The organism is Deltaproteobacteria bacterium (assembly GCA_016213065.1).
Classification (GTDB): domain Bacteria; phylum UBA10199; class UBA10199; order SPLOWO2-01-44-7; family SPLOWO2-01-44-7; genus JACRBV01.
In genome coordinates, this window is the sequence record JACRBV010000021.1 from 1 (window position 1) to 14500 (window position 14500).

Annotated in this window: 15 protein-coding genes; all 15 read left to right on the top strand. The window is 42.9% G+C overall.

The genetic code is table 11. The annotated features are described in order from the left end of the window. Positions 1-1196 (top strand): hypothetical protein (locus HY877_01225; GenBank protein MBI5298908.1); only part of this gene is annotated, 1196 nt, incomplete at its 5' end. Continuing rightward, on the top strand, positions 1193-2185 hold the full coding sequence (locus HY877_01230; protein ID MBI5298909.1) for an N-acetylneuraminate synthase family protein: 993 nt from the start codon (positions 1193-1195) through the stop codon (positions 2183-2185). The genes HY877_01225 and HY877_01230, both read left to right, overlap by 4 nt. Further along, on the top strand, positions 2185-2925 hold the full coding sequence (locus tag HY877_01235; protein MBI5298910.1) for an NTP transferase domain-containing protein: 741 nt from the start codon (positions 2185-2187) through the stop codon (positions 2923-2925). Before HY877_01230 ends, HY877_01235 begins: the two co-directional genes overlap by 1 nt. After that, positions 2906-3961: an N-acetylneuraminate synthase family protein gene (locus HY877_01240; protein ID MBI5298911.1), complete on the top strand. Its 1056-nt coding sequence runs from the start codon at positions 2906-2908 to the stop codon at positions 3959-3961. Before HY877_01235 ends, HY877_01240 begins: the two co-directional genes overlap by 20 nt. A gap of 4 nt (positions 3962-3965) precedes the next feature. Next, a complete protein-coding gene (gene pseG / locus HY877_01245) occupies positions 3966-5039 on the top strand; it encodes a UDP-2,4-diacetamido-2,4,6-trideoxy-beta-L-altropyranose hydrolase (GenBank protein MBI5298912.1) in 1074 nt (357 codons plus the stop codon). Beyond that, a complete protein-coding gene (locus tag HY877_01250; protein ID MBI5298913.1) occupies positions 5036-6112 on the top strand; it encodes a methionyl-tRNA formyltransferase in 1077 nt (358 codons plus the stop codon). The genes pseG and HY877_01250 overlap by 4 nt, the downstream gene beginning before the upstream one ends. A 2-nt stretch (positions 6113-6114) precedes the next feature. Then, positions 6115-6978 (top strand): NAD(P)-binding domain-containing protein, encoded by an 864-nt coding sequence (locus HY877_01255; GenBank protein ID MBI5298914.1) that lies wholly within the window; start codon positions 6115-6117, stop codon positions 6976-6978. Further along, the gene (locus HY877_01260) at positions 6975-7133 is read left to right on the top strand and encodes a PIG-L family deacetylase (GenBank protein MBI5298915.1); all 159 of its coding nucleotides are present in this window, start codon (positions 6975-6977) and stop codon (positions 7131-7133) included. Before HY877_01255 ends, HY877_01260 begins: the two co-directional genes overlap by 4 nt. Before the next feature lie 26 nt (positions 7134-7159). Further along, the gene (locus HY877_01265) at positions 7160-7663 is read left to right on the top strand and encodes a PIG-L family deacetylase (GenBank protein ID MBI5298916.1); all 504 of its coding nucleotides are present in this window, start codon (positions 7160-7162) and stop codon (positions 7661-7663) included. A 25-nt stretch (positions 7664-7688) separates the two neighbouring features. Beyond that, positions 7689-8798 (top strand): hypothetical protein, encoded by a 1110-nt coding sequence (locus HY877_01270; GenBank protein MBI5298917.1) that lies wholly within the window; start codon positions 7689-7691, stop codon positions 8796-8798. A gap of 1 nt (position 8799) precedes the next feature. Further along, the gene (locus HY877_01275; GenBank protein MBI5298918.1) at positions 8800-9882 is read left to right on the top strand and encodes a TIGR00180 family glycosyltransferase; all 1083 of its coding nucleotides are present in this window, start codon (positions 8800-8802) and stop codon (positions 9880-9882) included. Positions 9883-10073: 191 nt separating this feature from the next. Further along, positions 10074-11486: a hypothetical protein gene (locus tag HY877_01280; GenBank protein MBI5298919.1), complete on the top strand. Its 1413-nt coding sequence runs from the start codon at positions 10074-10076 to the stop codon at positions 11484-11486. Positions 11487-11556: 70 nt separating this feature from the next. Beyond that, on the top strand, positions 11557-13299 hold the full coding sequence (locus HY877_01285) for an ABC transporter ATP-binding protein (GenBank protein ID MBI5298920.1): 1743 nt from the start codon (positions 11557-11559) through the stop codon (positions 13297-13299). Then, complete coding sequence (locus HY877_01290; protein MBI5298921.1) at positions 13286-14185, top strand: hypothetical protein; 900 nt, start codon at positions 13286-13288, stop codon at positions 14183-14185. The genes HY877_01285 and HY877_01290 overlap by 14 nt, the downstream gene beginning before the upstream one ends. Before the next feature lie 61 nt (positions 14186-14246). Continuing rightward, positions 14247-14500 (top strand): hypothetical protein (locus tag HY877_01295; GenBank protein MBI5298922.1); only part of this gene is annotated, 254 nt, incomplete at its 3' end.

Genomic DNA, 14500 nt, shown 5'->3' on the forward strand with positions numbered 1-14500 from the left:
ATTTTTATATGCCTTCTGGCTTTATCGAGGAGATGGAAGTTTTAAAACGTGATGGTACCATCAGAGATTTTCTGCTCACCCCAAGCTATGAAAAAAATTTTCAAATGTTACAATTTTTCAGAAAGAAAGCTTCGGGATTGCGTGACTATGCTTTTGATGTGTGGTTGACCGGCGGAGAAGTGCAGATAGATGAACGCTATATTGCAGAATGTGTCCTTCCGAAACATTGTGTACGTATAGTGGTTTGGCATAATTTAACCTTTTTATTAAAAGAAGTTGAGCTGGTTAAACGTCTGTTAGGAGAATCCAAAAGCTGTTCTTTGAGAGTAACAAATTCATTGTTCAAGAATCTGACGTTTAAAGTCAAAAAGTCTGGTTCTTTTCTTGGATTTTTTTACAATTTTTTTCAATATCTTATCCGGCAAGAACGGCAATTTTATAAAATGGTGAAACACCGAATTTATGAACGCATTTTGTTGCCAAAATTTATTATTGGAAAAACTTTTCGACCCGGTGCTTACGATCTTCTAACTCAGTTAGGGTCAGGTCGTGCCAATGCCTATATTTTTTGTGATCCCGTGGAAGTTAAAGCCCATCAATCTCTTTTCAAGGATTCAAAAGTATATCTTGCTCAATATCCCACCTATGGTGTTTGTCGTTGCCAAAATGGTCAGCCAAAGAAAAATACTATATTATCGCCCCTCAGTGCTTTTATTCAGCGTGATGTCATTTCAGAGGAATATCTTGCTTTATACTATCGTGATTTTAAAACGGTCTTGGATCAAAGCTGTGCCAAAAATATTCATTTGAGAATGCATCCCGATGAAACTGGAAAATGGTATCAAATATTAAGAGAATATTTGTCCCTTAAAGGATTGAATGTTTCTATCGTAGATTGTGAGAAGCCTATCCGGGAAGTCATGTGTGATTACCTGGGAGTTGCAGGCTCTACATCTTCCGCGTTGCGGAATGCCCGTGCCGCTTGTAACCATGCTTTTGTTATTGGATTTGAAGCTGTTTCAAAATTTGCACAAGGGAATCCGCGATTCCATTTTGGCAGTTCAGAAGGAATAGGTTGGATCAATGAAGATGGAACTTATGACCCCTCCATTTTTAAAACCGTTTCTTATACTCCTCCTCCGCGAAAAACAGTTCCAACTTTGGTGAAAGAATTAGCTACGACAGTCGTGTCATGAAAATAAAAATTGCAAATAGGATTATTAGTGAATCAACGTCGGCATTTATCATCGCCGAAGTAGCCAACAGCCATGAAGGTTCTCTCCAAGTGGCGAAAAAATTGGTGGAAGCGGCAGTCGAAGCAAAAGCCGACGCAGTGAAATTTCAAAAGTTTGTTACGGAAGAATTGCTTGTTGCATCGCATCCTCAATTTTCTCTTTTTAAGAAATTAGAATTTAAAGAGAATGAATGGAGAGAACTTTTTGACTATGCCAAAGAAGCCGGTATTGTTCTTTTTGCCGACGTCTTTGATTTGCCCAGTGCAGAATTTTTAACTTCACTTAACATGCCCGCCTATAAGATTCATTCAACGGATGTCTCCAACCCGGATTTGTTAAAATATGTTGGTGACCAGCAAAAACCTATTTTTTTTGGTGTTGGCGCAACTTATCCCGATGAAATTGAAACAGCTCTTTCTTTTTTGAATGATCAGGTGATTTTGATGCATGGATTCCAGGCCTTTCCAACCAAAATAGAAGAGACCAATCTTCAGTTTTTGAACACGCTACATAATCGTTTTAAACGTCCCGTTGGATTTATGGATCATCTCAATGCAGACGATCCATTAGCTGCCGTTTTGCCTTTGGTGTCGATTGGTTATGGAGCCTCTGTCATCGAAAAACACATTACTTTAGACAGAAGCCAAAAGGGGATTGATCATGAATCAGCCCTGAATCCGGATGAATTCAAACGTTTTGTGGAACAGTGTCGTAAAATTGAATTGGCAATCGGTTCTGAAAAATTTGTTTTCTCAGCGAGTGAGGAAAAATACAGAAAGAATATGAAAAAGAGCATTGTTGCACGGAGAAATATTGAACCGTGGGAAACTATTACAAAAGAGATGCTCGCTTTTAAACGAGCCTTTGGTGGATTATCTCCCATGAATGCCGGCAAGCTACTGGGAAAAACCACTGCCAATGGCATGAAAAAGGATGATGTCTTTATATAATGAAAACGATTGTTACCATTGCCGTGCGTATGAAATCGATCCGCCTTCCTCAAAAGGCTCTGGCTACAATGGCTGGAAAACCGCTGATTAGACATTTAATAGATAGAGTTAAAAAAGCAAAACATCCCAAAACGGTGGTTTTGTGTACGTCGAATCTTCCGGAAGACGCGATTTTACTTGAAGAGGCCAAATGCTGTGCTATCCCCAGCCTCGCTGGTGATGCAGATAATGTTTTTCAGAGATTTGAGTTGGCGGCATTGCGGGAAAGGGCTGATCATGTTGTTCGAGTAACGGGAGATAACCCCTTGACTGATCCGGAATATATTGATCGGCTCATTGAATGCCATCTAGAAGAGGGAAGTGAATATACCACAGTGGAAGGTTTACCTCTTGGTGTTGCTTCAGAAGTCATTGCCGTGAAGGCTCTCACAAAAGCGCGATTAACTTTGAGAGATCCGTCAAAGAGTGAATACATGACTTTTTTGTTGAAAGATTCCAATGAATATCAAGTAGGCATATTACAGGCCGATGAAACAGTAAAAAGGCCTCACTATCGACTAACTGTCGATACGCACAATGATTTGGAATTAATGAAGGTGATTTACAATAACTTATATCGTGCCGAAGAGGTTTTCTCTTTGGCGGAAGTTGTTGCTTTTATGGATGCCAATCCGAACTTGGCTAAAATTAACAGTCAGATAGAACAAAGGATATTATCCAATGAAGAATGTAAAAATTGAAAATAAAGTGATTGGGGCTGATCAACCCTGTTTTATTTTGATGGATGCTGGTGTTAATCATAACAACGATCTTGGGCGTGCCAAAGAATTGATTATCACTGCGGCAAAGAATGGTGCCGATATGGTCAAGTTTCAAACCTATACGGCGGAAAAAATGGCGACCAAAACGGCGCCGCGTTATTGGAATCCCAAACTCGACACCGATGGTGGCGGTACACAATATGATACCTTCAAAAGAATCGATAAACTGCCGGCTGATGCCTATGTGGAAATGATCAAACTGTGCAAAGAATTCAATATCATTTTCTGTTCGACCCCTTTCGATCCCGAGAGCGCCGAATTTTTGAACGAACTCGGGGTTTCTGTTTTTAAAATAGCCTCTGCCGATTTAACCTATCCACAATTGTTGAAGGTGGTGGGTAAAACTAAAAAACCCGTGATGCTTTCGACGGGTTTGTCTTCCTTGGCTGAAATTGAAGAAGCGATTCAGATTGTTCGTAATGCTGGCAGTGATCAGATCGTCCTTCAGCATTGTGTATTGAGTTATCCTTGTGATTTTGAAGATGCCCATTTGAGGAAGATGCTGAAAATTCAGGAAATGTTTCCGGAAATCCCCGTTGGTTATTCTGATCATACTTATGGTATTACGGCTCCGCTGGTTGCTGTGGCGTTGGGGGCTAGAAGCATTGAAAAACATTACACCGTGGACAAATCATTGCCCGATAGTCCGGATCATGGTTTCGGTCTGGATCCTCAAGAACTCAAAGAGCTGGTGAAACAAGTTCGCATTGTTGAAAAGACATTGGGTCGGTTTGTCGATGGTCCCTGCGAAGCGGAGGCCAAGTCCTATCAGTATGCACGCAAAAGTGTTGTCACCACCGTTACCATTCCTCAGGGAACTGTTATTACGCAGGCGATGCTGACGTGCAAGCGACCTGGAACTGGCATTTATCCCAAAGACTTAGAAAAAATCGTCGGTCGTAAAGCCAAACAAAATATTTCGGAAGACACTACCCTGACTTGGGATATGATCTAAAAAAATGATCCGGTTCGCCTTTAGAGTGAATGCCAACAAAGACATCGGCATGGGACACCTGATGCGTTGTCTCACGCTGGCTGAAGCGTTGGGTGAAAAACCGTTGTTTTTCACCAACGATAATATCGCGGTATTGGCTAAAATCCATGATTTTGGAAGCGCCATCCATGTTCTCCCAACGCATGACGATGATTTTGAAGTGATGGTAGAGGCTTTTGCCCGTTATCCTGAAAACGGGTTTTGTGCGGTGCCATCTGAAGGGGAGGAGTTGGAAACGTTTCTTCCATTGTTGAAAAAAGAAAAAGTTGATGTCTTGATCACTGACTTGATCTGTCCCTCCGATGAATATCTTTCCGCATTGAAGAATTTGGGAATTTTTTTGGTCAGCATCGATGAGTTGGGAAAAACCGTTTTTCCGTCGCATCTGGTTTTTAATTGCAATGCGCTTTCTGGAGAAAAACGTTACACAACACAGGGAAAATCCAAAGTATATCAAGGTGTTCAATTTGTCCTGTTGCGTTCTGAGTTTGAGCGCGCGGCCAAAAAACAAACGAGCGAGTCGGTAAAAAAAATTCTGATCAGTTGTGGTGGTACTGACATGAAGGGTTTGAGTCTGAAGGCGGCAAGAGCTCTGCAATCATTAACCGGTTCTTTTGAAATTATTTTTGTGGTGGGTCCCGATTTCAAATTTCGGGAGGAATTGAAGGCGATTTTCGAGGGTAACCATCGGATGCAAGTAGTCCATGATGTGAAAGAGATGCCCTCTTTGATGGTTAAGGCCGATTTGGCGGTTGCCTCCGGGGGGGCCACCATGTACGAGCTAGTTTGTTTAGGAGTTCCTTCCGTGATTTTGGATCAATATGAACATCAAAACGAATTTGCCGGATCGCTTCACAAACAAGGTGCCGTGATTAATCTGGGGCTCGGACAAAAGGTGCCGGAAGAGGCGATCCGAGAAGCAGTTATTTCTCTGTTACAGAAAGATCGTCGCGAGATACTTTCATCGGCCGGTAAAAAACAGGTGGATGGAAAAGGGGCTGTTCGTGTGGCAAATCTTATTCGGGAGGCTCTCCATTGAAAGTGGTTTTTGTCGGCTGTGTTGAGTTTTCACGGTTTGCCCTGAAAGCCCTGATCGATGCCAAAGCTGATATCGTCGGTATTTTTACGATCGATGATAGTTTGAAAAAGGGAGTTTCTGATTTTGCCTGCTTTGATGATTTGATAAATGGACTGAACATTCCTATTTTTAAATTCCGCGACTTCAATTCCAAAGAATCATTACAAACTCTTGAAAATCTCAACCCGGATCTGATGTATGTTATCGGTTGGTCATGGTTGGTCAAAAAACAGTTGATGGATGTGCCGAAAAAAGGAGTGATTGGACTCCATCCCACCCTTTTGCCTAAAGGAAGAGGTCGAGCTCCTATTCCTTGGACGATATTGAATGGGTTAAAACAGAGTGGCGCCACGATTTTTTTTATCGCTGAACAAGCCGATGCCGGGGATATTCTGAAACAAGTTTCTTATCCGATCGATGAAGATGAAACGGCAACTACTCTCTATAAAAAAGTTTGTGAAGCAACATATCAATTGGTTTCTGAAACCTATCCAAAATTGATTGCCAATAGAGAAGAGAGATTAAAACAGGACGATTCTCTGGCTACACTCTGGATAAAGAGAAAGCCGTCGGATGGTTTGTTACACTGGTCCCATTCGACAAAAAATCTTTACACTTTAATCCGGGCAGTGACCCATCCCTACCCCGGAGCTTTTACTTTTCTTCGTGGGAAAAAAATGATCGTTTGGCAAGCAAAACCGACTCTTTGCCCTAAAGAATCTTTTGCCGGCTCTGTCGTTTCCGTTCAAAATGATGGTGTGGTGGTGACTACTGGAGATGGCGCTCTTTTGTTGGAGTTAGTTCAATGGGAAGGGGATTCCAAGAAGGCCGCTTCCGACGTTTTAAAAGTAGGGGATGTTTTTGATCCTCTCCATCGAGTCAAAGAAATAGCAGAAAAAGTGGTTCAAGAAGCCAAAACGAAAAGAAAAATATCGATGTTTAGTGTGGCCAATACGGCTAATTTAAATAATCCTCCCCTCCTGTTGTGTTTCCGGCCATTCGCGAAACCGATACCACGATTGCGGGGAATGTAATTGTGATATCCCAAGAACAGATCTGCCAAGTTTTAGAAATGGTCGATGGAATTGTGGACATCATATTGATGGATGCAGAGATAAAGGTTGTGGGATGGGAGAAAGCTTGGATCCTTTTCCATGAAAGAGTTAAAAAAAGTCGTCTTCTCACATTCAAACCAAATGATTTGACGGCGGATGCATTGGACGTTCTTTTGGCGCAAACAATCCTCCCACTTATCGGAAAAAAAGTGGCGGTGATTGGTGCCGGTAATTTGGGGAGTAAAATTGCGCTCAAATTAGTGGAGAGGGGTTGTCATGTGGTATTGACGAGACGCGATCCCGAAAAATTAAAAAAAATCGCGGAGGGGCTTAATGCGATCAAATCAGCCCATACGAAATCGGAGATTCACTTTACTGTGGACAACTGTGAGGCCTGCCGGGAGGCGGATGTGGTGATCGGTGCCACAGCCGGTACGGGAGCCATCACGCGGGAGATGATTGCGACTATGCGTACACCCGGTCTTATTATTGATGCGGGTAATGGAACCATTTTGTCAGAGGCGTTGGAAGAGGCGGGTAGGCGGGGTATTCGAGTTTTGTGTCTTTTCATGAAACCAGCTTATGATGGAACGATCAAAACTCTTTTTGAAGTTCAAAATCTCATTCAAAAAATGGAACGGCGTTGTATAGGCGATTTCTTTATTCTCTCCGGCGGTGTTTTGGGACAAAAAGGAGATATTATTGTGGATGATGTTCGCAGTCCTAAACGTATTTTGGCCATTGCCGATGGGTGCGGAGATGTTATACCTAACATTCAAGAACCGGCGTTTCGCAAAAATATTGCGGCAGTTGAAGCTCTGATTGGTGGAGAGGGGAAATTATGAGAGTTCTGGTAGTGGGTGCGCATCCCGACGACGAAGTTTTAGGTATAGGAAGCACAATCGCAAAACATGCCGCACAGGGAGATGAGGTTTACGCCTGTTTTTTGTGTGAGCATGTTGATGCGCGCAAAAATAAACCCAACCACACGCTTTTTTAGAGCAGGTGCACGCCGCAAGAAAGACGTTGGGTATCAAAGATATTCTCTTTTTCGATTTCCCCAATATTAAAATGAACACGGTGTCTACGTTGGATATTGTTCAAGCTATTGAAAAGGCCATTGTTGAGGTGAGGCCGGAAGTTGTGTACACGCATCACCGGGGAGATGTGAACGACGATCATCGTGTTGTTTCTGAGGCAACCATGGCCGCCATTCGGCTTCCGGAGCGGGGGACTGTTCCGGGACTTCCAAGAAATTTGATTCGGAGGGTATTGTGCTATCCGGCGCCTTCCTCGACGGATTGGGCGCCTCTCTATCCTGACACAGCCTTTTTGCCCAACGTTTTTGTCGACATTAAAGGTTTTTTGGAAACGAAAATTAAAGCGCTTCAATGTTACGGTAATGTGATGCGAGAGTATCCTCATCCGCGTTCCATCGAAGCGGTCACGGCGCAAGCCAAAGTATACGGGGTTCAAGCGGGGCTGGAGATGGCGGAAGCGTTTGTGCTGATTCGGGAATTAAAAATATAAAAGAAGTCAAAAAGGGAGAAAAGTCATGAGTAAAACAACTTTAGTTACCACAACCATACGTGTTCCAAAATTTCTGGAAGGAGTGTGTCAAAACGCCCGCATGAACAACCGGGAGAAAGATCTTTCCCTGTTGATCGTGGGGGACAAAAAAACCCCCAATGAAGCGAGAGAATTTTGTAATGCCATTTCAGATCGTTACCGCATTCCGATTCATTTTTATGGACCCGAAGAGCAGGAAAAAAGACTGGCTTCATATCCTCGCCTGCTAAAGTTGATGCCCTATAATCACGGGGCACGCAAGTTGGTGGGAAACTTCATCGCTTATCTCGAAAATTGTGACAATTTGATCATGTTGGACGATGACAATTTCGTAACGAATCATGATTTTTTTGGTCATCACGAAATTGTCGGAAAAGAAACGGAAATGAATCTGTTCCAGACTCCCTCAGGTTGGTTCAACGTTTATGAGGCTTTGGTGGAGGAAAACAATATTCCCTTCTATCCGAGAGGATATCCATGGTCACAGAGAAAGGTTGTGAAGGAGGTGGCAACACGGAAGCGGGGGAAATTAAAGGTTGCAGTTAACAATGGCTTGGTGTTGGAAGATCCCGATATTGATGCGATCTCCCGTCTTTTTTGGCCGATTCGTGTTATGGGGATGAAACCCGTATTTGAACCTGTTTTTGGATTGTATCCCGGCACATGGTCTTCATGGAATAATCAAAGCACAGCATTGGGAAAAAACGTCATCCCTGCCTTTTTCACTCCGCCCGGTTCGGGAAGAAACAGCGACATTTGGTCGGCTTATACGATTTGCCGTTTAGCCGAACATATGCAGGAGGTGGTTGCTTTTGGGTATCCTCTTGTGCATCAATTTCGAAATCCGCATAATTTGTGGAGAGATTTGGAAGATGAAATGGGGAACAACAAGGCGACCGACCGCTTTGTGGCTCTACTTCGTTCGGTTCCTTTGACAAAGAGCACGTATCTCGACAGCCTTGGAGAATTGTTGGACGGGGCTCTTGCGGCGCTGGCCATTTCTCGCGATACGCCGGAGGACGAAGATTCGCTGATGAAAACATTCCTTTCAGAATACAAAATGTGGCAGGAAATCTGTTTGAGCAAGGCGGCTTGACATGTTGACTATCGTTATTCCAACAAAGAATCGGGTGCCATTTCTAAAACGGTTGCTTCGCTATTATATGGATGTTCGGTGTCCATTTCATATTCTTATCGGTGATTCCAGCAATTCGGATCAGATGAAAGAATTCTGTCAGTTTTTGTCAAGGGAAGTCGGGAACCGTTTAAAGATCAAACATTTAATTGATCCCGGCGTGCAGGATGTGCATGCCAAAGGTTGGCAGACCGATTCGTTTATGAGGGGATTGATAGATTATGTAAAAACTCCGTATGTTGCTTTCTATGCGGATGACGATTTTGCAATTGTGCCGAATTTACAAAAAGCGGTCGATTTTCTTGAAACTCATTCTGATTTCAGCTTTGTATGTGGTGAAGCTATTTTATTCACATTAAAATCGCAGGGAGCCATCGGAGAAGTGGAAGGAACCAGCTACTATCGCCAGAGTTCCTTTGAACAATCTAAGGCCTCCCAAAGATTATGGAGTCTCTTTTCAAATTACGCCGTTTTGGAATATGGTGTTTCGCGGACGGCACAAAAAAAAATGAGATGGTCCACTGTTCTTGAAGCGGAAGTAAATAATTTTGTTGGAGAATTGATTAATACAGGTCTCGTTCCAATTCAGGGAAAGGTCTGTAAAATGGATGAGTTGTTGCTTGTAAGACAGGGTCATGATCTTCAAAGCTCTAAAATATCCATCGCCGATTGTGATTGGGCCTTGAAAATTTATTCTTGGGATTCCGTTCAAAAATTAGTGGAGATTTTTTCCAAAGAACTGATAAAGGTGGAAAAAGATTTAGGAGGGGTGGAGTCAAATGCAATAATCAAAAAAAGTTTGTGCACTTTTTTTGCTCCTTATATGTCTCCTCCGGGTACCGCAAAAAGTATTAAAAAAAGCTCCTTGTATGACCGTCTTCTAGATGCTTTCAGAAAAAATAGAATAATGAAAAAAATAGGATTGAGTATATATTCACACACTTCCTCTGGAAAAATGAAACTGCCAGCATTGTTGCGTGATACCTCACTCTACCATGCTGATTTTATGCCTGTCTATAGGGCCATTACAAAAATCCGCTCTTAAATAAAATGGAATATTTTTTTGCTGTTATTGTGATTTCTCTTTTGATGATGCTTCTCATAGCTTGGTGTACCCGCGGGATTACCTTTTTTTCAACCTGCACCAACAATGAACTGCAGGTCAGATCTGCTGCGACTTCGCACCAGTGGCTTTGGCCTTCAGATATGCATAAGGATTCACAAAATAAGACCAGAATGAAGGATGCCGGAGTTTTGGGTGTGGCTTTTTTCCAGCGTGTTTTCAACGATCGGGAATCGGAATATCCGCTGATTTTTCTGTGCAATGTCGCATGTAGTCTATCGGCGATTTTCATTTACCTCGTTGCGGTTCATTACTGGGGTAGCGGTGTCGGTCTTCTTGTTTTTTCTCTGTTTATCTTTTCCTTCTGGCCTTATGAGATCACCCTACAAGGAACATACCAGTGTCTGGCTCTTCTTTTTTTGTTAGTTTCCGTTTTTTGTCTTCAACGGTATTTATATCTGGTTGCGGGGGTAGCCGCCGGTTTGATGATGTTTTCTTCGGCAGCGACCCGAAAATTTCTACCCCTCATTGTTGGCGCATTTTTATATCATTTTTTTAAAGAGAATGGGCAGTTTCTTGGTATTTTTCAGGCGGGATTGGGTTTTGCAGCTGTCTTCCTATTTCTGACTGCCCCGCATGTTATCCAAAATCTTAAAGGATATTGGAGTTGGTGGAACAATTCCAAAAGTGCCTGCCATTTTGTACTGTATAAAAAATACTTCGAGGCGATAGGCAAACCCATTTCAAACACGATGCGCGGAGCGGGATGGAAATGGATTTATCTTTTCTTTTTTCGGATGGCGCCCTTTCATAGCATTGCCTTTTTAATTGCCGTTGGTTTGGTCGGTTATGTGTGGTGGAAGACTGGTTATGACTCTGCCTTTGCTTTAAAAACAGTTTTGGTGCTTCTTCTGAGCCTATCTCCCATTCTTTATGGGGAATGGACACGGGCGCCCCAACTTGCACGGTCTTATTTTCCAGGTTTTCCGAGCATGCTGATTTTTATTGGATTTAGCGCATTTCATTTTGATAAAATTTTCTCGCCTCCTCATCAGGGATTGTTTTGGGAGATGGCATTTGTTTTTATTGTAGTTAGCGCCATCTGGAACGTGTGGGTTTTTTTGAATGACATATGGCCGGCCCGAATGGCCGCAACCTTCTTGGGGAAAAAAATCAGAAAACTCGGTTTAAAGAAAATTTATACTTATGATACCCCTTTCAATGTTTCTTTTATCGATGTTTTATCCTCCGATATCCGCAAAAATTGTGAAATTAAATTCATTCGTTCGCTTTCGGAAGTCGAAAAAGGGGGATATGTAGCCGTTCCGGGCATCAGCGCCAAGGCCTTCCACATGGAATGCTACCCGGAAGCTATTGATAACAAGGATTTTGAAGAAGATCCGGTGCTGGTGAATCTGATTGACTCTAAAAAAATAACTGCATTGGTCGTTGCGTCATTTAGAACTTTTGGAACCAGCAAAATATGGGTTCAAGAAAGTGAAATGCCGACATATCGGTCCCTAATTTTGAAAGACATCAGTGAGAATGACCGTTGGCGCGGAAGGGCTTGGCTTTTGCATGTTTAAAAAACAATCCAACATTCTCGCATTTTATTGGAGAGTCGTTTTTCGGCCACATATGTGGGCCGCTTTTGTCGTGATAGTATTAATGTTGGGAGGGTCTTTTTTGGAAATGAGCATGATCGGTTTGGTGGCGCCCTTGTTGGATGCGGCGACGAAATTAGGAAGTACTTCCTCCAGCAAAACTGTTTCCATTATGACCCTTGTTCTGCAGTATATGAATGTTTCTCCCACCTCCAATAATATCCTGTTTGCACTGCTCATTTTGATGAGCATGGTCATTGTTGCCAACGGAGTAGTGCGTGTGGTGCAACAATATGGAAGTGCCTACATTGCTAAAAGTTTGAATCGGGAAGTGAAAGTCAAATTATTTCAGAGAATTTTGACAGCCCAATACAGTTATTTGGCCGAAAAAAGCCGCGGGGCTCTTCTTTATGATATCAACGGTCCGGCGCTATCGACGTTTCAGGTGATGAACTTTCTCGGCATGTTGATTGCCGCCGTCTGCAATGCCGTGGTGATGACCGGGTTCATGTTTTACCTCTCTTGGTGGGTCACTGTTTTGATCGGTTTGTTTGGACTGGCGTGGGTCCAATTGTGGAGAAAGGTGATTGACAGACGGGCGGTTTCCTATGGAAGAGAATTGTATGAACTGGAGAGCAAAGCCAGTAAAATCGAGGTTGATTCCATTGACGGATTGAAAGTAGTGAAATCGTATGGCCTTTCCGGATATCTTGTCAAAATGGAGGAAATCATTTTGCGGGGGCAATTAAGACCTCATCTTCAACTGATTCTTACCACACACGGTATCAGCCTGATTAATGATTTAATGTCTTCTGCCATTGTCATTCTTGTCGGAATTCTGACTTTGGGAACGGGCTGGATTCAGATGTCTTTTTCAACACTGGTCGTCTTTTTGTTGGCCTTGAGGAAGGTAAGCCCGGCTTTGTCTAATATCAATTCTGCTTATGCGCAGTTGAATAAGGAAAGAAAAGGAATTGAGATGATAGATCACATTTTGAACTCTTTGCCTGTGGAACAGAACGGTTGTCATTCTGTGACAAAGGTCAAGCGGGTGGAGTTTAAAAACCTCTCTTTCCACTATCCTTTAAAACCCAATCAGCCCGTTTTGAATGGAATCGAACTGGTTTTGAAGAAGGGAGAAATTACTGCACTTGTGGGTTCCACGGGTTCAGGCAAAAGCACATTGACCTCTCTTCTGATCGGTTTCTATCAACCGACGCAGGGATGCATTTTGGTGAATGACCATGACTTTGCCGATCTGAATCTGGAAGATTGGCGGCATAAAATCGGGTACGTTTCTCAGGATATATTTTTGTTTAATGATACTATTCAAAATAATATTCTTCTTTGGGATAAAAATATTTCCAGAGCGGAAATGGAGTCGGCGGCGAAACTGGCCCAGCTTCACGATTTCATTCTGACGTTGCCGGAAGGTTATGACACGGTTGTGGGTGACAGGGGATTGAAACTGTCTGGGGGGCAAGCGCAACGTGTTGCCATCGCCAGAGCCATTTTGAGAAAACCAGAAATTTTGATTTTTGATGAAGCTACAAGCGCGCTGGATAATCTGACGGAGAAAGCCGTTTATAACGCCATTTCGGCGCTTCGCCAGAATGCGGTCGTTCTGGTCATTGCGCATCGTTTGAGTACAGTTCGCGATGCCGATCAAATTGCCGTTTTGGAACACGGTAAAATCACGGAAATAGGTTCTCATGATACACTGCTCAATCAAAAGGGGAGATACTCCCATCTGTATCATGGATTCGAATCGGAGGTTGCCCATGCGGCCGATTAGTGTGGTAATTTCCTCTTTGCGTCCGGAACGCTTGGAGAAGGTGATCGATTCGACGGAAATGCATTCGGATCTGGTGGAGGTGGTGGTGGCCTCTCCTATACCTCCACGGCCAAGGAATTTTGTAAAACATGTTCCGGTACCGCCTCCTGGGGGTTCCAATGAGTTATCTTGGTCGCAAAAAAACAATCTTGCTGTTCAACAAGCCAGCGGCGAATATATCGTTTTTAACAATGATGATATTCATTTTCGTTCCGGATGGGCTCCTGCTTTGTTGAGACACATGAAGGAATCCCAACACAAAAAAAGACCCTATTTAACAGCCTTTCATATCGCCACCAAAGGACGAATCGGAAATCGTTACACGGTCTTCGGTTTTCTTTATCCCAACCATGGTTGTATTCAAAAAAATGATTTGTTGCGAGTGGGGGGGACCCTTTTCGACGAACGGTTATGGTTAGGATATAACGACGTTGATTTGGGTTTGAGAGTCTGGTTTGCCGGTGGAGAAATCGATTTGTGCTCCGATATAATACTGGATGCCGATCGGGACAAGCCCCATCCGGTTACTAATCCTTATCGAACAAGGTATTATGACCGGGATGCTGCCACTTTTATTAAAATTTGGTTTCCTCGCTATTTCTGGAAATTTGTCTGGCACTACAGACAAATTCGCAGTTTTTTTTCTTCCGACGATGGTGTCTTGCCGCCGTGTCGGCAGAATTCAGGAGCTATGCGAGAGTTGGTTTATCCGTTTTTTATGGTGAAGTTTTTAAAAAGCATTGGTTTGAAAAATTGGTCCTATACCCGGTTACAGACAAATAGATTGGCACGGATTGTTAACCGCCGATGGTATCAATCCCAATATCAAGTTCCCTACAACTATTAACATGTCCAAAGAACTTACATTTGTTGTTCCTACACATAATCGTCCTTATTTTCTCAGGCGGATGCTTGCTTATCATGCGGCTATGCGCTCGCCCCATCTTATTTTCATCGGTGATTCCAGTGACGCTGAAAATCAACAGAAAATTCTTACTGAAGTTTTAATTCAAGAAGACAGGATCGATTCAAAATCGGCTGAAGAGGTCATTCGAAAAGGTTTCTATTCCTATTTACTGCAATTTTGCAAAGTCGATTGGACACGTTTGTATGGTTCCATCCGTTCCACGCCATCCATCAAAGAAAGATTCAAAAGTATCCC